This is a genomic window from Chryseobacterium sp. Bi04, assembly GCF_918698085.1.
Lineage (GTDB): Bacteria > Bacteroidota > Bacteroidia > Flavobacteriales > Weeksellaceae > Chryseobacterium.
In genome coordinates this window covers 299,584-319,970 of sequence record NZ_CAKKLP010000002.1, presented here as the reverse complement: position 1 = coordinate 319,970, position 20,387 = coordinate 299,584, and the positions used below count along the sequence as shown (strand labels likewise).

General features: G+C 37.5%; 20 protein-coding genes. 9 read left to right on the top strand and 11 right to left on the bottom strand.

The annotated features are described in order from the left end of the window. Positions 1-2 precede the first annotated feature (2 nt). From LQV47_RS05690 to nhaA, 6 genes are all read left to right on the top strand, one after another. Positions 3-365 (top strand): response regulator, encoded by a 363-nt coding sequence (locus LQV47_RS05690; protein ID WP_230034757.1) that lies wholly within the window; start codon positions 3-5, stop codon positions 363-365. 165 nt (positions 366-530) lie between these two features. After that, positions 531-2,414: an AMP-binding protein gene (locus tag LQV47_RS05685; protein WP_230034755.1), complete on the top strand. Its 1,884-nt coding sequence runs from the start codon at positions 531-533 to the stop codon at positions 2,412-2,414. A gap of 57 nt (positions 2,415-2,471) precedes the next feature. Continuing rightward, positions 2,472-4,379, top strand: a complete 1,908-nt coding sequence (gene acs, locus LQV47_RS05680; protein WP_230034753.1) for an acetate--CoA ligase — start codon at positions 2,472-2,474, stop codon at positions 4,377-4,379. Positions 4,380-4,826: 447 nt separating this feature from the next. Next, positions 4,827-5,192 (top strand): hypothetical protein, encoded by a 366-nt coding sequence (locus tag LQV47_RS05675; protein WP_230034751.1) that lies wholly within the window; start codon positions 4,827-4,829, stop codon positions 5,190-5,192. Between the two features lie 110 nt (positions 5,193-5,302). Beyond that, on the top strand, positions 5,303-7,513 hold the full coding sequence (locus tag LQV47_RS05670) for a RelA/SpoT family protein (RefSeq protein WP_230034749.1): 2,211 nt from the start codon (positions 5,303-5,305) through the stop codon (positions 7,511-7,513). 2 nt (positions 7,514-7,515) lie between these two features. Next, positions 7,516-8,694 carry a Na+/H+ antiporter NhaA gene (gene nhaA / locus LQV47_RS05665; RefSeq protein ID WP_230034746.1) on the top strand — a complete coding sequence of 393 codons (1,179 nt, stop codon included), beginning with the start codon at positions 7,516-7,518 and terminating at the stop codon, positions 8,692-8,694. On the opposite strand, the gene LQV47_RS05660 is transcribed toward nhaA, so the two are convergent. Together LQV47_RS05660 and LQV47_RS05655 are read right to left on the bottom strand one after the other, a co-directional pair. Further along, positions 8,691-9,704, bottom strand: coding sequence for a YihY/virulence factor BrkB family protein (locus LQV47_RS05660; RefSeq protein WP_230034744.1), 1,014 nt, complete (start codon positions 9,702-9,704; stop codon positions 8,691-8,693). The two genes, nhaA and LQV47_RS05660, sit on opposite strands and share 4 nt — an antisense overlap. A gap of 253 nt (positions 9,705-9,957) precedes the next feature. Then, a complete protein-coding gene (locus LQV47_RS05655) occupies positions 9,958-10,407 on the bottom strand; it encodes a DUF1569 domain-containing protein (RefSeq protein ID WP_230034741.1) in 450 nt (149 codons plus the stop codon). A 119-nt stretch (positions 10,408-10,526) separates the two neighbouring features. Here LQV47_RS05655 and LQV47_RS05650 point away from each other — a divergent pair, with 119 nt between their 5' ends. Together LQV47_RS05650 and LQV47_RS05645 are read left to right on the top strand one after the other, a co-directional pair. Continuing rightward, positions 10,527-11,513: a helix-turn-helix domain-containing protein gene (locus LQV47_RS05650; RefSeq protein WP_230034739.1), complete on the top strand. Its 987-nt coding sequence runs from the start codon at positions 10,527-10,529 to the stop codon at positions 11,511-11,513. A 166-nt stretch (positions 11,514-11,679) separates the two neighbouring features. Continuing rightward, positions 11,680-12,153, top strand: coding sequence for a 23S rRNA (pseudouridine(1915)-N(3))-methyltransferase RlmH (locus tag LQV47_RS05645; protein WP_047485233.1), 474 nt, complete (start codon positions 11,680-11,682; stop codon positions 12,151-12,153). Positions 12,154-12,232: 79 nt separating this feature from the next. On the opposite strand, the gene LQV47_RS05640 is transcribed toward LQV47_RS05645, so the two are convergent. The 4 genes from LQV47_RS05640 to LQV47_RS05625 all read right to left on the bottom strand — a co-directional run bounded on the left by LQV47_RS05640 (position 12,233) and on the right by LQV47_RS05625 (position 14,755). Beyond that, the gene (locus LQV47_RS05640; protein WP_230034737.1) at positions 12,233-12,691 is read right to left on the bottom strand and encodes a tRNA (cytidine(34)-2'-O)-methyltransferase; all 459 of its coding nucleotides are present in this window, start codon (positions 12,689-12,691) and stop codon (positions 12,233-12,235) included. A 347-nt stretch (positions 12,692-13,038) separates the two neighbouring features. After that, on the bottom strand, positions 13,039-13,854 hold the full coding sequence (locus LQV47_RS05635; protein WP_230034735.1) for a tetratricopeptide repeat protein: 816 nt from the start codon (positions 13,852-13,854) through the stop codon (positions 13,039-13,041). Beyond that, a complete protein-coding gene (locus LQV47_RS05630; RefSeq protein ID WP_230034733.1) occupies positions 13,851-14,417 on the bottom strand; it encodes a phosphatase PAP2 family protein in 567 nt (188 codons plus the stop codon). Before LQV47_RS05630 ends, LQV47_RS05635 begins: the two co-directional genes overlap by 4 nt. A 2-nt stretch (positions 14,418-14,419) precedes the next feature. Further along, positions 14,420-14,755, bottom strand: a complete 336-nt coding sequence (locus tag LQV47_RS05625) for a twin-arginine translocase TatA/TatE family subunit (RefSeq protein WP_047485241.1) — start codon at positions 14,753-14,755, stop codon at positions 14,420-14,422. Positions 14,756-15,072: 317 nt separating this feature from the next. Here LQV47_RS05625 and LQV47_RS05620 point away from each other — a divergent pair, with 317 nt between their 5' ends. Then, complete coding sequence (locus LQV47_RS05620; RefSeq protein WP_230034731.1) at positions 15,073-16,017, top strand: hypothetical protein; 945 nt, start codon at positions 15,073-15,075, stop codon at positions 16,015-16,017. Between the two features lie 65 nt (positions 16,018-16,082). Here the strand turns inward: LQV47_RS05620 and LQV47_RS05615 are convergent, their stop codons facing one another. The 5 genes from LQV47_RS05615 to LQV47_RS05595 all read right to left on the bottom strand — a co-directional run bounded on the left by LQV47_RS05615 (position 16,083) and on the right by LQV47_RS05595 (position 20,307). After that, on the bottom strand, positions 16,083-16,886 hold the full coding sequence (locus LQV47_RS05615; protein WP_230034729.1) for an arylamine N-acetyltransferase: 804 nt from the start codon (positions 16,884-16,886) through the stop codon (positions 16,083-16,085). A 9-nt stretch (positions 16,887-16,895) separates the two neighbouring features. Then, the gene (locus LQV47_RS05610) at positions 16,896-17,360 is read right to left on the bottom strand and encodes a DoxX family protein (RefSeq protein WP_230034727.1); all 465 of its coding nucleotides are present in this window, start codon (positions 17,358-17,360) and stop codon (positions 16,896-16,898) included. Positions 17,361-17,401: 41 nt separating this feature from the next. After that, positions 17,402-18,058: a hypothetical protein gene (locus tag LQV47_RS05605; RefSeq protein ID WP_230034725.1), complete on the bottom strand. Its 657-nt coding sequence runs from the start codon at positions 18,056-18,058 to the stop codon at positions 17,402-17,404. A gap of 72 nt (positions 18,059-18,130) precedes the next feature. Beyond that, the gene (locus LQV47_RS05600; protein ID WP_230034723.1) at positions 18,131-19,033 is read right to left on the bottom strand and encodes a helix-turn-helix transcriptional regulator; all 903 of its coding nucleotides are present in this window, start codon (positions 19,031-19,033) and stop codon (positions 18,131-18,133) included. A gap of 53 nt (positions 19,034-19,086) precedes the next feature. Continuing rightward, positions 19,087-20,307, bottom strand: coding sequence for a TCR/Tet family MFS transporter (locus tag LQV47_RS05595; RefSeq protein WP_230034721.1), 1,221 nt, complete (start codon positions 20,305-20,307; stop codon positions 19,087-19,089). Between the last annotated feature and the right edge of the window lie 80 nt (positions 20,308-20,387).

Here is a 20,387-nt window from a genome sequence, read left to right as displayed (position 1 = left end):
CTATGAAAAAGATAATCATTGCAGATGACGAACACAAAATATTAATGTCGCTGGAATACAGCTTTAAGAAAAACGGATATGACGTCTATATTGCACGCGATGGAACAGAAGTTCTGGAGTTCTTAAAAACAATGGTTCCCGATGTAATCCTCCTCGATATCATGATGCCTAATCTTGATGGATACAGCACGCTGGATCTCATCAAACAGGATGACAAAATGAAAGACACAAAAGTCATCTTTCTCAGCGCCAAAAATAACCCGAGAGACATTGAAAAAGGTCTTGAAATGGGAGCTGACGCCTATGTGACGAAGCCTTATTCGATTAAGAAACTGATGCAGCAGATTGAGGAAATGTTTGGATAGAGGTGAGATGCCGGATTTCAGATAAGAGACACGAGATATGAGATCTGAGACATGAGATGAAAAGAAGGGACTGTTTCACCTTTAGATCACACTAAAACGACTACTTACGCTTGTCAAGGTTTAAAACCTTGACAAGCGTATTAAACCAAACACACGACTATTCTTATGAAGACAGATACGTTATTTAAACAAAGCATAGAAGATAAAGAAAGCTTCTGGAAAGACCAGGCCGCAGAAATACAATGGTTTGAGTTCCCGCAAAAGATCCTTTCAAAAGATAGTAACGGCTATCCTCAATGGTTTTCTGACGGAAAACTCAATATGTGTTATTTATGCATTGACAGGCATATTGAAGATGGTTTTGGGGATCAGGATGCCATTGTTTATGATTCACCCGTAACAGGTGTAAAGAAAACCTATACTTTCAACCAGGCCAAGGAAGAAATTTCAAAGCTTGCAGGAGGATTATCTTCTTTAGGATTAAAAAAAAGAGACACTGCAGTAATCTACATGCCCATGATTCCACAAACTCTTTTTGCCATGCTGGCTTGTGCAAGAATTGGGGTCATTCATAATGTGGTTTTCGGGGGTTTTGCCCCTCATGAATTGGTGGTAAGAATTGACGACTGCAAACCTAAAGTGCTAATCACCGCAACAGCAGGCATAGAAATCGCTAAAAGAATCCCTTATCTTCCTCTGGTAGAAAAAGCAATTGAACTGGCACAGGATAAAGTGGAACATATTATCGTTTACAATAGAAAACTAGTGGATAATCAGCATGAAATGTTTGACGGATTGACTGATTATGAAGAGCTTGTACAGAAGTCAGCACCGGCTGATTGTATTTCAGTGGAATCCACCCACCCTCTTTACCTTCTTTATACCTCTGGAACCACAGGAAAACCTAAAGGGATCGTTCGTGATACCGGGGGCTATGCTACAGCCCTACAATTCTCTATGAAATATGTGTATGGAGTTGAACCGGGAGAAACCTACTGGGCAGCCTCGGATTTCGGATGGGCCGTTGGGCATAGTTTCTCTGTGTATGGGCCGCTAATCAATAGAAATACGACTATTATTTTTGAAGGAAAACCCATCATGACGCCTGATGCAGGAACTTTCTGGAGGATTATTTCAGAATATAAGGTTTCCGCTATGTTTACGGCTCCTACCGCTATCAGAGCTATCAAGAAAGAAGACCCCAATGGGGAATTAGTCAAAAAATATGATCTTTTCCATTTTAAAAAACAGTTTTTAGCAGGTGAGCGCTGTGATGTAGCAACACTGGACTGGTTTGCAGAGCATATAGGAGTTCCGGCCATTGATCATTGGTGGCAAACAGAATCAGGATGGCCCATGCTGGGATTACTGACCTCAGATCAGTACACCATCAAAAGAGCTTCTGCAGGAAAACCTATTCCGGGATATGATATTAAAATTTTTGATGAAAACGGATTGGAACTTGGCCCACATCATGAAGGCTACCTTGTAATCAAGCTTCCCCTTCCTCCGGGTGCTTTACTCGGAATATGGAAAGATCATGAACGCTTTGAGGACAGTTATTTATCCCAATACAACGGTTATTATTTTTCGGGAGACGGCGCTATCCAGGATGAAGACGGTTACATTTTTATTACCGGAAGAGTGGATGATGTAATCAATGTTGCCGGACACAGGCTTTCCACTTCGGAAATGGAAGAAATTGTTTCCTCCCATCCCGATGTAGCAGAATGTGCCGTCGTGGGCATTGACGATGATTTAAAGGGACAGATTCCTTTTGCAACAGTGGTTTTAAAAAACGGAACAGCGGTATCAGAAGAAGAAATAGAAAAAGAGATCATCCGAATGGTTCGTGAAAAGATTGGTGCGGTTGCCTTTTTAAAGAACGCCATGGTGGTCAATCGCTTACCCAAAACACGATCCGGAAAGATTTTAAGAAAGCTTATCAGAACATTACTTGACGGGAAAGATTTTCAGATTCCATCTACCATTGACGATGAGAAAACTATTGAAGAAATTCAGGAAAAAATCGAGGCTTATAAAGCTTAAACGATAATTTAAACATAAATTTAAAGTATAATAAAATTTCAAAAAAACGAAAGGGATATGAGAAATTACTTAATAGAAGATTTACCACAATATTTTGAAGATTATAAAAAGTCTATCAAAAATCCTAAAAAATTCTGGGACAAGGTAGCTGATCAAAACTTCGTGTGGTATCAGCGATGGAGCAAGGTTGTTAAGTACGATATGAATGAAGCTAAGATCACATGGTTCAAAAATGCCAAACTCAATATCACTAAAAACTGCATAGACAGACATCTTGCCGTAAGAGGAGACAAAACAGCTATAATCTGGGAACCTAATGATCCTAAAGAAGAAGCACAACATATATCTTATAATGAACTCTACACCAAAGTCAATAGAACAGCCAATGTTTTACGAGATATGGGAATTGAAAAAGGAGACAGAGTCTGTATTTACCTTCCTATGATTCCTGAATTAGCGGTTACCATGCTGGCCTGCGCCAAATTAGGAGCTGTTCATTCTGTTATTTTCGCTGGATTCTCTGCTTCTGCTGTGGCCTCAAGGGTGAATGACTGTGGCGCTAAAATGGTTATTACTTCGGATGGAAGCTACAGGGGGAATAAAGTTTTGGATTTAAAAAGCATTGTAGATGAAGCATTGGAAAAAACTCCGACTGTAGAGAATGTACTGGTAGTAAAGAGAACCCATAACGAGATTAAAATGAAGGACGGCAGAGATCATTGGCTGGCCGACCTGTACGAAAAAGCATCTCCTGATTTTGTGACTGTCATTATGGATTCCGAAGATCCTCTTTTCATTCTTTATACTTCCGGGTCTACAGGAAAGCCAAAAGGAATGCTTCATACCTGCGCCGGTTATATGGTATACACCGCCTATACTTTTAAAAATGTATTCAACTATAAAGAAAATGATATTTACTGGTGTACAGCAGATATCGGATGGATCACGGGACATTCTTATATTCTTTACGGACCGTTATTAAACGGAGCCACTACCGTTATCTTTGAAGGAGTTCCCACCTACCCTGAACCGGACCGTTTCTGGGAGGTGATTGAAAAACATAAGATCACCCAGTTCTATACCGCCCCTACAGCTATCCGTTCTTTAGCCAAAGAAAGTGCAGAATGGGTAGACAAGCATGATTTAAGCTCTTTAAAAGTAATAGGCTCTGTAGGTGAACCTATTAATGATGAAGCATGGCACTGGTTCAATGATCATGTTGGAAAGAAAAAATGTCCGATTGTGGATACCTGGTGGCAAACTGAAACAGGAGGAATTATGATTTCGCCTCTTCCATTTGTAACTCCTACAAAACCTACGTATGCTACTCTTCCTTTACCTGGAATACAGCCGGTTTTAATGGACGACAAACGCAACGAAATTACAGGAAATCAGGTGACAGGAAACCTCTGCATCCGCTTTCCATGGCCGGGAATCGCAAGAACGATCTGGGGAGACCACCAAAGGTATAAAGAAACTTATTTTACAGCTTTCCCCGGAAAATATTTTACCGGAGACGGCGCTTTGAGAGATGAGGTGGGATATTACAGAATTACAGGCCGTGTGGATGATGTCATCATTGTTTCCGGCCATAATTTGGGAACAGCACCGATTGAAGACAGTATCAACCAGCATCCTGCCGTTGCAGAATCAGCAATAGTAGGGTATCCGCATGATATCAAAGGAAATGCACTTTATGGGTATGTAACCCTTAAAGAAACAGGAGAAGGCCGTGATAAGGAAAACCTTAAGAAAGAAATCAACCAATTGATTTCAGATCAGATCGGGCCTATTGCCAAGCTCGATAAGATACAATTCGTTTCAGGACTTCCTAAAACCCGTTCCGGAAAAATTATGCGTAGAATACTGAGAAAAATTGCAGAAGGTGACTTCAGCAATTTCGGAGACATCAGTACTTTACTGAACCCGGAGATTGTAGAGGAAATTAAGAATGAAAGAATTTAATTACTTTCAGAACATAAATAGAGAGACCGTTTCAATGGCTGAAACGGTCTCTCTATTTATATTGCTTACCTTAAACTTTTCAGGTTATTTGTATTTTATTTCTACACGCAGAGAAACGCTAAGAGTTTTACAAAAAAATTACTGTAAAAAAGATCGCAGAGCCATGACATTTAGCTAAGAATGCATCACATTGCTGAACGAAGCCTTTGCGATCGAAAATAAAAAACATACCAAGGGGTGAACTTGGCGAGCCTTGCGTTTTTTTTAATTACCCTGAGCTATTTCATTATTTCAATCACAATATTAAACACGCGTTCAATAGATATCCTCAAATATTTTAACAATGTTTTATAGATAAAATAATAATAGATAAATTTTATTGATTTTTATTCAAATAAATCGGAAAATTATTACTAACTTTAATAACAACTTTAAAACCCATTAATTATGTCAAATATATTAGCTGGGCTATTTGAGCACAACAGCGATTACAAAAAACTGGAAAATGATCTGGAAAACTCAGGATTCGAAAATTCGGATTATATCATATACCTTAACAATGAAAATAATCACGCACAATATCTGGCAAGTGTGGCGGTGAAAGATAGCAGCCAGACAGACAGTGCCCGGAATATTTTCGACCAGCACATTGTCTTAAAGACGTATTTGTTTGAAAATATGAGCATCGATCAGGCCCATTACGATACTATAAAAAAATATATAGATGCAAGAAACAGGGCTGAAATTCATAACAGTCCTGACATTAAGTTCAAAATGTCAAGTGACGGTATGAATTCTGAAGTGAAGTTCTAATCAACATAAAACCTAGTAACCGGGAATCCGTAGAAATATTCTACGGATTTTTTATGCTTGAAAAACGTAAAATTTTTCGTATTTTCGTCTAAATATAGGTATTTACACAAATGAGTTACGACTTAGAACAAGAGAATAAAGAAATCCTTGCGAGATATAAAGATCTGATTTCTAACACCTACAGGACTTTGGATGAGGAAAACAACAAACTCATTCGAAAAGCCTTCGACATTGCATTGGATGCCCATAAAGATCAAAGGAGAAAATCCGGAGAACCTTATATCTACCACCCTATTGCCGTTGCTAAAATTGTAGCGACTGAAATAGGCCTGGGAGCTACCTCCATTGCCTGTGCTCTTCTTCATGACGTTATTGAAGATTCCGATTATACCTATGAAGATCTGAAGAAAATCTTTGGAGAAAAAATCGCAGGTATCGTGAATGGATTGACCAAAATATCCATCATGAACCATCAGAACATCTCTGTACAGTCTGAAAATTACAGAAAACTTTTACTGACACTGTCTGAAGATTTCAGGGTAATTCTGATTAAAATTGCGGACCGCCTTCACAATATGCGGACCCTGGAAAGCATGGCTCCGGATAAGCAGAAAAAAATAGCTTCAGAAACAGTTTATATTTATGCTCCAATGGCCCACCGTTTAGGTTTATATAACATTAAATCTGAGCTGGAAGATCTTTCATTAAAGTACAACAATCCGGAGGTATATAACGAAATTACAGAAAAGCTGGAACTGGCTAAGGAAAACCGTGAAAGATATATTGAAGAATTCAAGACCGAGGTTTCAGAAAGACTCAAGGAAGAAGGTCTAAATTTCACTATCAAAGGCCGTGCGAAAGCAATCTCCTCTATTTACAGGAAAATGCTGAAGCAGGGGGTTTCTTTTGAAGAGGTTTTTGATAACTATGCGATCAGAATTATTTATAAATCTGATGCCAAAAACGAAAAATTCCTGGCCTGGAAGATTTATTCTATCGTTACCGATGTATACCACAGTAATCCGTCAAGAATGCGGGACTGGATTACACAACCGCGTTCCACAGGCTATGAAAGTTTACATTTGACTGTTCTGGGGCCTGATAAAAAATGGATCGAAGTGCAGATCCGTTCAGAAAGGATGGATGAAATTGCTGAAAAAGGAGTTGCTGCCCACTACAAATACAAAGAGGGCTATAAACAAAGCTCCGATGACAGGAATTTTGAAAAATGGGTAACGGAGATCCGCGATGTGCTGGAACAGCAGCAGAACCTTTCTACTTCTGAACTTTTGGATAATATTAAGCTAAATTTATATTCTAAAGAAGTATTTGTATTTACACCGAAAGGAGAAATCAAGATTCTTCCGACTAATGCGACCGCTTTGGATTTTGCTTTTTCCGTTCACTCGGATTTAGGGATGAAATGTCTGGGAGCTAAGATTAATGGGAAACTGGTTCCGATTTCTTACACTCTTCAAAACGGTGATCAGGTAGATATCCTTTCTTCACAAAATCAGAAACCAAAATCTGACTGGCTGGAATTTGTAGTGACTTCCAAGGCCAAATCCAAGATTAAAAGTTACCTGAATTCCCAGAAGAATCAGCTGGTAGAAGACGGAAAAGAAATTTTACAAAGAAAACTGCGTCATGCGAAGATCAACTTTAATGATGAAGAAATCAATAAACTTCAAAAGTTCTTTAATTTAAAATCATCACAGGAGCTTTTCCTTAAATTCCAAAGTAATGAACTGGATGTAAGCAGCTTAAGAAAATATATTGAAAGTAAAAATGTATTCAATAATTTACTTTCAAGATTCAGAAAATCTCCGACAAAAAATCTACATTTCGAAGAGCCGAAAGAGCAAAACCTGGATATGATTGTTTTTGGTAAGGATGAAGAAAAACTGAACTACAGCTACGCAAAATGCTGTACGGTAATTCCCGGTGACAAAATTTTCGGATTTATTACCATTTCTGACGGAATCAAAGTGCACAGTGACAACTGTCCAAATGCCATCAACCTCAGAGCCCAATACGACTACCGTGTGATCCCTGCCAAATGGGTGAATGCAGAAAGCTTCAAAGACAGAGTAAAGATCGAAATTGAAGGGCTAGACAGGATGGGAATGATTAATGATATTACTGCGGTCATCAGTGGAAGTATGGGAATGGATATGAAAAGCATGTCTATTGAATCGAACAACGGAGTTTTTACAGGAAATATAAACCTTGAAGTAAAAAACAAGGGTCAGCTGGAAGAAACTTTCAAAAAACTTAAAAGTATTAACGGCGTTTCCATTGTAAGACGCCTTCAATCATAAATATGAATTTATCTCTTTATTTTAAAAAATTTTTCAACAACAGCCAAGCTTCAGGAATTATTCTTATTTTCTGTGTGCTTATTTCACTATTAATTGCTAACTCATCAACTGCAGAAGCTTTTCAGCACTTTTTAGACAAGGAAGTGGGAACTCACCTATTTGGACTGGAATATCCTGTCAGCATCTGGATCAATGATGGTCTGATGGCTGTATTTTTTCTTTTGGTAGGTCTTGAAATAAAAAGAGAGCTTGTAGAAGGCGAGCTATCCTCTTTTAAGAATGCTTCACTGCCTATTTTTGCTGCGGTAGGCGGAATGCTGGTTCCCGCAGCTATTTACAGTCTATTCAATTCCGGAACGGAATATGGCAGCGGCTGGGGTATTCCTATGGCTACAGACATTGCGTTCTCACTGGCTATTATTTCAATGTTGGGAAAGAGAATTCCCAATTCAATTAAGATATTTCTTGCGGCATTAGCTATTGTAGATGATCTTGGAGCCATCCTTGTCATCGCCATCTTTTATACAGAGCAAATCCATTGGAGCTATCTTCTATTATCACTGGGAGTAACGGCTCTCCTTTTCCTGCTAAACTTTTTAAAAGTTACCCGCATTATATTTTACATTATTCCGGGATTATTTTTATGGTATTTCCTCCATCATTCGGGTATCCATGCAACGATAGCGGGAGTTTTACTCGCATTTTCAATTCCTACGAATGCTTCCAATGTAGATATTTCACCTCTGGAAAAGCTTGAGCACCAGCTCCATGTCCCTGTAAGTTTTCTGATCATGCCTATTTTTGCATTAACCAATACCAATATTACTTTCTCCAGCGAAATGGTTGCCGGCATTACAAGTACGTTGGGATTGGGAATTATCTGCGGGCTGATCTTAGGAAAGCTGATTGGAATAAACTTATTTTCCTTCATTGCGATCAAAATGAAATTGAGTTCCTTACCTCAGAACAGCAACTGGACTCAAATGATTGGTGTAGGTTTACTGGCCGGAATCGGATTTACCATGTCTATTTTTATAGCATTGCTGTCCTTTAAAAACGAAATTCCGATCCAGGATGAAGCTAAATTTGCTATTCTGATCGCTTCATTCTTAGCTGCAGTGTTAGGATATACCATATTAAGCATGAGCTCTAAAGAACATCCGGAACTGGAAGAAAATTAATCTTTCTTCCGGTTTTCCATTTTCCATTGGTGTTCCTTATTATTCTCAAAATCAGGTTCTGTAATCTGGCTGTGATAATGAGTGGTCTCTTTTTGAATTTCATCAGACAACAGCTTCTCTATTCTAAGCTTTCTGATAGCCATATTGAGTTCGTTTCCGAACAGGAGAAGATAGACATTCACATTCACCCAAACCATCAGCAGGATCATACTTCCAATCGAGCCGTAAAGCACATTGTAACGGGCTATATCTTTGACATAAATAGCGAAAATATAAGTCGTAAGGACAAATAATATCGTTGTAAGAACCGCTCCGGGAACCGCCTGTCTGAAACGGGTAATTTTCACTGTTCCCAGCCAGTAAAATAAGGTCAGTAGAATAAAATAAAACAGAGGAAAGGACACAAATCCAATAATACTGGAAAGGTTATCCACCAGCCACGTAACATCATAGGCAGGTGTAAAAAGCTTCATCACCACTTCCACATAATAAACTCCAAACAGAGCCAGAAATACGATGGTAATAAAGCCAATGGTGATAAAAAATGAAAGAATAAATTCTTTAACATCACTGAGCTTTTCATCCGTATTTTCATTAAATCCATTGATAAGGGAAAATGTACCGTTGGTAGCAAAAACCAACGCCAGTACAATGGTAAGATTACTGATCCCCTTCATATTGGGAATAATGTTGGTTTCTATATATCCCCTGACATCCCCTTCCATATTGGAAGGAAAAACATTATGCATCAATACTTCAAAAATATAAAACTGAAGCTTATCATAATGTGGCATATAAGGTAAAACCGAAAGCAAAAACAGAAGGAATGGAAATAAACTGATGGTAAAGCTCCAGGAAATAGCAGCTGCTTTTCTTCCTATTTTACCTTTAAAAATTCCTGAGATATAGATCTGAAACATCTGCCACAGCGATATTCCCAAAACAGGAATATGAATGTCATCAAAAAACTCTTGAACTTTCAGGATAAATTTGGGAACCTTTATACTCATCTATGTTATAATTTGGTAATTAAGAAAGCAATAAAAAACTGAAACACTCATTTTAATAAGTATCTCATAAATTTCATCCATATCTCATTACAAATATAAACATTTTCTGCCTCCTGCTTCCAACACTGAATTGTATAGAACTGAGGTTGATAAACAAGAAGTATTAAAATCATAAAATATTCATCGTTATTGATACAATACTTTTTAATCCAGGTGAAAAGGATTTGAAATAATACAAATGACGTTTTTAGCCTCAGGCGTTAAACTGTCTTAAATGATGATCCATGTGCTTGTAGACAAAAATACCGATATCCTCTGTTTTCATTTTGCCAAAAAAATCATGGATAAATTCCGGATTTGAAAAGTTTTCATAAGCAGCCATCTGCTCAAGCCATATCTTTTTCTGATGCTGTATATCTCCACTTTGTTCTTTAATTGTAAAGATACCGGCAGGCGAATTCTTTTTCATTGGCTTATCATCTTTTACCATCCCTTTTAAAACCACTTTTCCAAATAGCTTCCCCAAAAACTCCTGTTTGTAAGAATACGCTTCGTTTCCCAATACCCAGTCATTCCACCGGGTACAGTGTTTCATCATCTGATACAGGTTCATCTTACCCCATTGGGCCGTATTTTGGGAATTCAGTGTATTGATTCTTTCCATCAGCTCTTCCCTTTCCGGTTTATTAAATATAGTTTTCATAATATATCTTTTTGTAAAATTACAACACCTCTTAAAGACTGTCCCTACGTTAAAATGACATTCTGTAGTGTATTTTGTGCCAAAATTTGCTTATTTTTAAGATATCTATTCATCCTATCATGAAACATATTTCAATCATAGTGTATGATCATATCATGTCTACTGCCGTATCCACTACAGCAGCATTATTGTCCAGTGCAAACGAAGCTGCGGTAGAAAGAGGTATGCCTGCTCCTTTTCTTATAGAGTTAATTGGAGTTCATCAGAAAACAGTACAATCCAATCTTCCCATACAATTTCAGTGTTCAAAAACAATATCAGATGATTTTGATACTGATGTCATTATTATTCCGCCAACAAGTATGGACCTTCAGCAAATAGATGTATTGCTTGCGCAAAACCATTCACTGATCGGTTGGATAGAAAAAAAATATCAGGAAAAAGCCGAGATTATCAGCTTATGTACCGGTGCTTACTTTTTGGCTGAATGCGGTTTGCTCAACGGCATGCCGGCTACTTCACATTGGGGAGCTATGGAAGATTTACAAAAGCGGTATCCACAGATAGATTTTAAACCCGATCATGTAGTTACTCACTCCAAAGCAATTATTACCGGGGGCGGAGGCTTTTCCTCATTAAATGCCCTGTTATATTTCATCGAAAAAAATTGCAGCAAAGAAATTGCTATAGAACTCAGTAAGTATTATGCTTTGGATTACGGACGGACTTCTCAAAGCATTTTTACTATTTTTTCGGGGCAGCGTCTTCATAATGATCATGAAATTCATCAGGCGCAAACCTATATCGAAAAAAAATTCAAAACAGATATTTCTGTTGAACATGTTGCCCGCCAGGTGAATATGAGCAAACGGAACTTCATCCGAAGGTTTAAAACCGCTACTACATTGAATCCCATAGAATACATTCAACGGATAAAAGTAGAGGCAGCAAAAAAGGCATTGGAGTCCGGCGAAGGTAATATTGCTGATGTCACCTACAGTATCGGTTATAATGATTTGAAAACATTCAGAACCCTGTTTAAAAAAGTTACAGGATTAACCCCCGCAGATTACAGGAACAGATATAAAAGCCGTGTTATGGATTGATGTGGAATGAGAGTAAAGACAGGAGACCTTGAGATTGGAGACTGAAGATATGGGACTGGAGGTGTGAAAGTAATGGGTTGTTAGCAGGAGTTTACAGCGTAAGAGATAGCATCAGAATCCCGGATAAATTAAAAAGACTTATCTTTGCGGCCTCAAACTTCTTATAATGCGAATCAGTTTACTTTGTATCGGCAAGACGGACGATAAAGAAATTACTTCCCTGATCAATTACTATCTCAATCGCCTGCCCAAGCATTGGAATTTTGAAATTACAGAAATCCCGGATGTTAAAAATGCAAAAAACTTATCTGCAGATCTTCTAAAAAAAGAAGAGGCTAAGCTATTCTTCAACCATATCGACAAAAACGACCTTGTTGTCATCCTTGATGAAAAAGGAAAACAGTTTACCAGCCGTGAATTTTCTCAGAAAATTGATAACTGGATGAATTCCTCTGTGAAAAAAGTACATATCCTGATTGGTGGTGCTTACGGTTTTTCAGAAGAAATGTACAGCAGGGCCAATGAAAAAATGTCATTATCTAAAATGACATTTACCCATCAGATGATCCGGTTATTTATTGTTGAACAGCTTTACAGGGCTGATCAGATCCTGCAGGGAAAGCCCTATCATAATGACTAAGAGTTTTCTACTGTAGAAATCTGTTTTAGTTTTTCCCGCAACCAACAGTTTTATTTGACATTCTTTACCGGATATAAATTTATTGGGCTTTTGAATTAATCTGCCTTTTAGCCTCACCTACTACAAAGGCAACAGAATTGGCAATATTAAAACTCCTGATTAATTTTGACATGGGAATCGTTAAATGATTTTCAAAACGGTCCAGAACTTCTTTACTTAGGCCTTTACTTTCTTTTCCGAAAACCAGCCAGTCCCCATCCTGAAAATCAGTTTCCAGATATGATTTTTCGGCATGCGAGCTCATCAGGAAGACCCGTGAAAGATCCGGGATATTTTTTATCCATTCTTCTACATCTGCATATTCGGAAACATCAAGATGCACCCAATAATCCAATCCTGAACGTTTCAGGTTTTTATCATTAATCACAAATCCAAAAGGGTGAACCAAATGTAATTTACTTTGCGTTCCTACACATAATCTTCCTATGTTACCCGTATTATTGGGTATTTCGGGTTCTACTAAAACAATATTTAACATTTATTTTTCTTTATCTACTTCATTCACTTTTCAGAAGTACACTTTATTATTGATGAATTTTATTTTAACCACAAATCGAAGATTCGACGTAGTCATGAACACTTAAGTTTAATAAAGCTGTGAAAATAAGCTTACTAAAGCTCACGTAAGTTTAAAAAAAATCAAAGATTTTTTGCTTAAGTGTACTCTTTATTTTCAATCAGCTTAAACTTAAAATAAGCTAAAGTGTTTATAGCATTTCACTCAACATTTGTGACTCAATTTTAATTAATTAAACAGGCTAAATGAATTATTAATCAAACCCGATCATAATGCATGATCGGGAAATGAAATATATATTGAAATGATTATGATTTCCTGATGCATTTAGCGTAATAATCTGCCAGTACAGCTTTTTCATACCCAAAGGTTACTGCTTTATCAAGATTCTCACAAGCTTCTTTAGGTTTGGCAGTATCAAATAAGACCAATGCTTTGGTTACATAAGATTGGGCAAATTTGGGATCAATGGAAATTGCTTTATTGGCATCTGTAAGGGATTCTTTGTACTTTTTCATTTTAAGATACACATCTGCGCGTCCATTGTATAAAAGTGATTCCGGCTTTTCAGCAATAAGCTGGTTATAATCTTTTAAAGCCCCGTCAAGATCGCCACTGCTCTTCTTCAGATTTGCCAATCCCGTTTTCGCAAAAATATTATCCGGTGCAAAGGTCAGAATTTGATTAAGATCTTTAATAGCCAGATCCTTTTTTCCCTGGCTGTCGTAGATTTTGGAACGTGTCAGATACAGATCCGTATTTTCGGGATCTACCTGAAGACCTTTTTCCACATATTCCAGTGCTTTTGCTTTATTTCCTTTCTGGCTGTGTAATGACGCCAGGTTGACATAGACAGGAGCAGACATGGGGTTGGCAATCAGCGCAGATTCATAGGATTTAAAAGCCATTGTAGCCTTTCCCAGCCTTCTTTGCGCTGTTCCAAGGCTATTGTAATATTCGGATTGAAATTTCTGGATCTGTTCCTTTTCAGCTAATTTTGAATACTGTTCCTCAGCACATTTATAATCCGCTTTTTTAAAGCATTCCTCAGCTATTTTTTTATCCTGGGCATAGAAATTGAGGGAGAAACAAATAGAAGCTAAAAGTAATAAAGGTTTTTTCATGGTGTTATATTTTGTTTGTTGATCACTTTTTTGGCGAGTGCACCAAATATCACTCCCAATAAAGAACCAGCAAACGCCCCCACCAAAATATCTATCGGAAAATGCACTCCTAAATAAATTCGGCTGTAGGAAACCACTATAGCCCATACAAATATAGCATATGGGAACCATTTAATTTTCTTTTTTAATAAAATTCCCAGATAAGCCGCTAGAAAGAAGGTATTGGAAGCATGTGCAGAATAAAATCCATACTGCCCTCCACATTTCACAATCCTCATAGAATGTTCCAGCGTAGGATCATGACAAGGTCTCAGCCTGGCAACCCCAAATTTGAAAACATTGGCCAGCTGGTCAGAAACCGTTGCTCCCAATGCCAAAAATATCAGAATAAAAACTAAAGATCTAAGCTTATAGTTTTTGTATAAAAAATAAAGGAATATAATATAAAGAGGTACCCAGATCCAGGTACTGGAAATCAACATCCAGAGCTGATCAAAAGAAGGGTCTCCCAAATTATTAAGGTACAGAAATACCGTTTTATCTTCCTGAATAATTTCCTCCATACTTATCTGCTTACAGGTCCTTCATAAGTTTCATCTTCAGAAGGTTTTAGTTTTGGAGGCTCATTAGATGCAAGAGGTTCTGTTAAAATATCTTTTTTGATATCATTAACCGGGTTGAAATCTTTGGCAGCATCTTTTACCTTTTCAATTTCACGTTTGATCTCGGAAACAGGATTATCCGTTTCTTTCATAATCTCAGTTTTGATATCTTCCACTGCTCCACGCATTTTTCTTACACCTGATCCTAAATCACGTGCAATCTGAGGAAGTTTATCCGGTCCGAATAATACAACGATTGCAATGGCAATGAGTGCCATTTCTCCAATGCTTAATTCCATGCTGTAAAATTACGAAAGATTATAACATCTCTTTAATGTAATTTAAAATTTTAAACAAATTTTAAGATTTCATATCCTAACGTTCACCATTTAAAGTTTGAAATTTATAGGTATCAGCTACACCCACCCTCTCATCTCTCATCTCCACTCTCTACGTCTCCTGGTCTCTTACCTCTTGTTTCCTCCCCCATATTCAATTTCCGATTCCTGAATTATTTCGCCCTGAGAACAACATATTAACAAATAATTAATTCAAAATAACGAGATTTAATGTCTGTTTTAGTATATTTACCCTACACAATCTAAATACTTTTTATATGAAAAAATTACTAACTCCCTTTAAATTTTTTGCTGTTTTGTCAGTCTTGGCACTAAGCAGCTGCCAGAATGAAAGCAATGAAGTTTCACAACAGGAAACAGCTCAGGCTAAAATCTCTGTAACTGATCTTAAGAAAGAAATTATTCCCGGTGTACAGGCTGTTCCCCAAACGGTGCAGATACAGCTTGATGAATCCAAAAAAAATCTTGCAAAACATTTAAACAATGACCTTCAGATCACAGGAATTAGTGTTCTGGGAAAAATTTCCACCCAAAAAGGTATTGAAATCTCTCAAAACCTGATTTCTGATAAGGATCAGTTTATTGGGTTGGGAAATATTGCGGATCCTTCTTCTGTAAAAATTGGTAAAATTGGAGACTTATATTCAGGAGATCCCCTGATCACTGCTCAGAAAGGATTAAAAGAAATGGCTACCGATGAGATAAAAGCAGGTATTAATGTCATGGAAGTGTCATGGGATGGTAAAAATGGAAAATTTACTACACTCTGTTTTTATAATGACTCGGGTATTGTCTGGGATAATGTCTTTGGTGGATTGGTCCTGATGGATACAAGAGGAAATTCTGAGGTATCAAACAGCTCAACGGCAAGAGTGGTTTCCAAATGGTATAAACAATGGTGGACTGCCAATTGGCTTTGGGGCTCTAAAAGAGGAGAAATCGGATATCAGATTACCATCTATTATTCAGGTTCCACTGTTTCAAATGTTGATGTAAGCGACTGGGGGAATATCAGTTTAGGAAAAGCAAAAAGCGAAAGTAAAGTTATTAAAAGAACCGGGGCATACGGGCAATGTCGGTATGCTTTAGGTCTTTGTACTCCTACCGGATCTTTAAGTTTTAATACAAGCAATTTCTCAGTATCCTTTTCAGGATTGGGAAGCAATATTGTAAGCAATGGTACAAAATCACTCTACCCTTAATTTTCATAAGAATTCAATTTTTAAAAGGTAAAAGGAAGTCCATGGACTTCCTTTTGCTCTGTAAATTATTCACTAGTTATTTTTTGTTTTAAAAGCTTCACTGCATTTTCTTGTAATCCGAAAATGTCTTTCAATATCTGAAATAACTGTTCATCACTTTCTATGGCTACTGATTCTTTTTCTTCTGTTTCTCTCCGTATATTCAATGTGTGATCGCTAAAAGTATATCTTGCCTCTTCATCCACTTTTGAGAGTACAAGGTTTTTCTTAAACATAGATTCGGGATAAGTAGAGAGATACCAGTTGGCAATCTCCCAATCTAAAGGTTCTACGTTTTCCAGAGCAAAACGATAGATCGGAAGCCATTTTTCTTTCCATATCCAAAGCATATAAGATCCATCTTTCTGAGAAACCTTAAACAAACCATTCGGGGTTTCCTGGGGTTCTTTATTATTTAGAAGCAAGGGAGCTGTAAGTGTTACTATTCCGAAACCACAGTCTACAAGATATTTTTGATTGTCAATTTCAGCAGTCAGCAATGCATGTGTTTTGGCAGACTTAGCATTTTCCTCTCTCTTCCATAACACTCTTCCTAGCTGCAGCTCAACCGTAAATCCCAGAAAAGTTAAAACTTCCTTTAAAAGTAAATTCTGCTCATAGCAGTAGCCTCCTCTTGATTCACTCACCAATTTGTTGAAAATATCGTCCGGATTCAGAGACGGAACATTTCCGGTATAAGGATCAATATTCTCAAAAGGAATGTACTGAGGGTGAAGCTGATGGATTCTTTTCAGTGTTTCCATATTCATTTCCGGGATTCCGGAAAAATGGATTCTTTCCAGATATTTTTCTAATTTTAACTGATTCATGACTTTCATTTATGATTCTTTTTTCAGGATATTTTTAGAAGAAATCCAACGGTCTACGGATAATTTTCCTCCTCCTTCAATAAGCAAAGCTACAACTATTCCAATCGCAAGAATATCAAACTGACATCCTTCACCTTTTTGGGTACCAAACCAGTTCATAAAAAATCCGTTATCCCAATGAGAAGTAAACATAATTCCGGTCAATAAACCTATAAATGATAAAGCCCAGAATCTGGTTCCCCAACCCAGTAACAGTGATACTGAGCCCAAAAATTCCACCAAAATTACCGTAAACGCTACAAAATATGGAAGATGTAAGCTTTCTGTAAAAAAATCCATTGTTTTGCTCCATCCCATTCCTCCAAATAAACCCAAAGTTTTTTGCAGCCCGTGAGGTATAAATACAATACCTATTGTCCATCTCAGCAAAGTCCCGGTCCAGGTATTATTCGTTTGAAAAATTAAATGTTTCATAGTAATAAGAATAAAATAATTAGAGTAAAAATGTATATATTTTAGTTAAATAGCCTGATGGCGGCAAATACCCCAAAGTTCTGTTTACTTTCCTTAAAGGGTCCATAGCGATCCCAATTGGCGCCAAGTCCAAAAGTGAGGGGTTTATAACTTACACCAAGCCGAAGCATCAGATAGCTGCGGGCATGTGCTCCATCTTTTATAGTTTCCGAATAAAGGGCCTGAACCCGCGAATATCCTTTCCAGTTTTTGTTGATTGCGGGCTTATATTCCAATAATATCATCCCTTCTGCAATACTCTTTTCGGAAAACCCAATGAATCGGGGATTGACAATCAGTAAAAATTCGGGAGTGCTTAATGAGTATAATAATCCTGCGGTGGGTCTAAGCCCGGTAGTAGGCGTGTAATGCATTCCACCCAGCACCCGGATATTTCTTATCACCTCATAAGTTATATTCACCTGAATCATCGCATCATTGGAACGGTCTTCATTCCATTTTGAAGAAATATTGGCAGCACTGAAAAACCCCAACCCTCTGACCTCCTGAAAACCTTTATTGATTGTCATCTGGCTAGCAATTCCCTTATTGCCGGCTAAAGCTTCAAAGACAACAGGAGGATTGGGAGCTTGTTTATTATTTTGAGAAAAAAATAATATGGGCACTATTCCAATACTGAAAAGTAATATTTGTTTCATTTTCTAAACCATCATAATTGTACTTACAAAATTCTTAAATACAATAAGATAAGGTTAGAACAGATGCATCCATTAGTAGGATAAATCAATCCCTTTTCTATACTCTGAAGGACTGATACCGGTATGCTTTTTAAATAGACGGGAAAAATAAGAAATATCTTCTATTCCTAAGGCCATAGCGACTTCAGAAACAGTATATTGCGGTAAGGAGAGTAAAGCCTTTGCTTCCATCAAAAGAGCTTCAGTGATAATCTCAGAAGCCGTTTTTCCGGTTGCTTTCTTTATTGTTTTATTCAAATGATTGGGGGAAACATTAAGCAGATCTGCATATTCTTTTACAGCGTGTAAATTCTGAATCTGACTGGTTATCAACCTTCTGAATTTTAATGCAATGGTTTCATTAACCGAGAGATTCTGCTTCGGAAGCTTTTCTATAAAATGCCGGATCTCTCCCAGTAAGGTAAAAAGATACAATCTAAGCAATTCCACAGTATCATTGGCCGAATAAAGGCTTTCCATCTGCTGCAAAATCAGGTAAATCCTTTCCTGATGTTGTTCATCCAGATACAGTGTAGGATTGTTTTTAACCTCTGTATAACTCAGAATATCCTGCAGATATTTCAACCCGGGACCTTCTGCAATAAAATCATCGGAAAAATGACAGTAGAACCCTTCAATATCCGGTGTATTTTTAAGAAATGTACGGATCTTGTACGGAGGAAGAAGGATCATCATATTTTCCTGTACAGAAAACGTATCTGAACAAACCATTTTTTCAAGAAATCCTTTTTTTATAAACACAAAATCGTTTACCGTTTTACGATGTGGCTGGGAAGGAGTTTTTGCTTCGCTGAGAACCTGAAGTGGCTCTATAAAGAATTCGTTCAGCCCTTTTTTCAACATAGCCTTCCCTGCCCAGTCCAGATTAAGGATCGGTTTAAATTCATCCGGCTTATATTGAGGAATACGCTTCATATCTTAAAAGTAATGATTTATTCCTTCCGGCCTTCTCTTAAAAATGCAAAGTTTTAGATTTTCTTTTTTTTATGAAAAACAGAATAAGTAACAATTACACTGATAGCCATCAAGATAAATGCTAAGAAAAATGGTGCTCCGGAAAATTTGAACGGAGCTTCATCATGGGTGAAAAAATAGAACAGGTTGGTCATCATCGGAGGTCCTATAATTGAAGTGGCACTCATCAGACTCGTTAATGCTCCCTGAAGCTCGCCCTGTTCGTTAGCTGGAACACTCTTTGTGATAACTGATTGCAGAGCGGGTCCACAGATTCCTCCCAAACAATATGGAATCAAAAATACAAACATCATCCACCCTTCAGATGCGAAAGCAAATAAAAGCATTCCCACAGCATAAAAAGCCAATCCATAGTAAATACTTTTCTCCTCTCCCAGCCTTGGAGTAGTCCATCTGATTAAACCTCCCTGTACCAACCCTACCAATAGACCTACTACTCCCAGGGAAATCCCTACCATTCTTTCTGTCCAGTCAAATTTATACATGGTGAAAAAACTCCAGTTGCTCTGTACAGCATGGCCTGCAATATAAATTAGAATCAGTGCAAATACCAATCCTGAAATTTCAGCATGCTTTCCCAGGAACTTGAATGAGCCTACAGGATTTGCACGCTTCCAGTCAAATTCCCTTCTTTTATCTTTGCTCAAACTTTCAGGAAGAATAAAATAGCCATAAAGGAAATTAAGCAGACATAAACCCGCCGCCGCATAAAAAGGAACTCTGGCTCCGTAGTGTCCTAATACACCTCCCAGAACAGGACCAATAATAAATCCGAGCCCGAATGCAGCTCCTATCATTCCAAAGTTTTTAGCTCTGTTTTCATCTGTTGAAATATCTGCAATATAGGCACTGGCAGTTGTAATACTGGCTCCTGTAACCCCTGCAATGATTCTTCCTAAAAACAGCCACCAAATACTTGGGGCTAATGCCAGAAAGATATAATCCACCGCAAACCCAAAAAGAGAAATCAAAATAATAGGCCTGCGTCCATATTTATCACTCAGATTTCCTACAATCGGAGAAAATATAAATTGTGTAAATGCATAGGCAAATCCCAGCCATCCTCCATATTTTGCAGCCTCACTGATATCAGCATGAATAAGCTCCTCTATTAGCTTTGGAACTACGGGAATAATAATTCCCCAGCCTGTAATATCAATAAGTAACGTAATAAATATAAAGCTTATCGCTGTATTTTTTTTTGATTTTTCCATGATTCTGCAAAATTAATCAAATCTTAAAAATAATGATTCTAAATTTCATTATATTAAATAAATATACTCCTGAACAATAG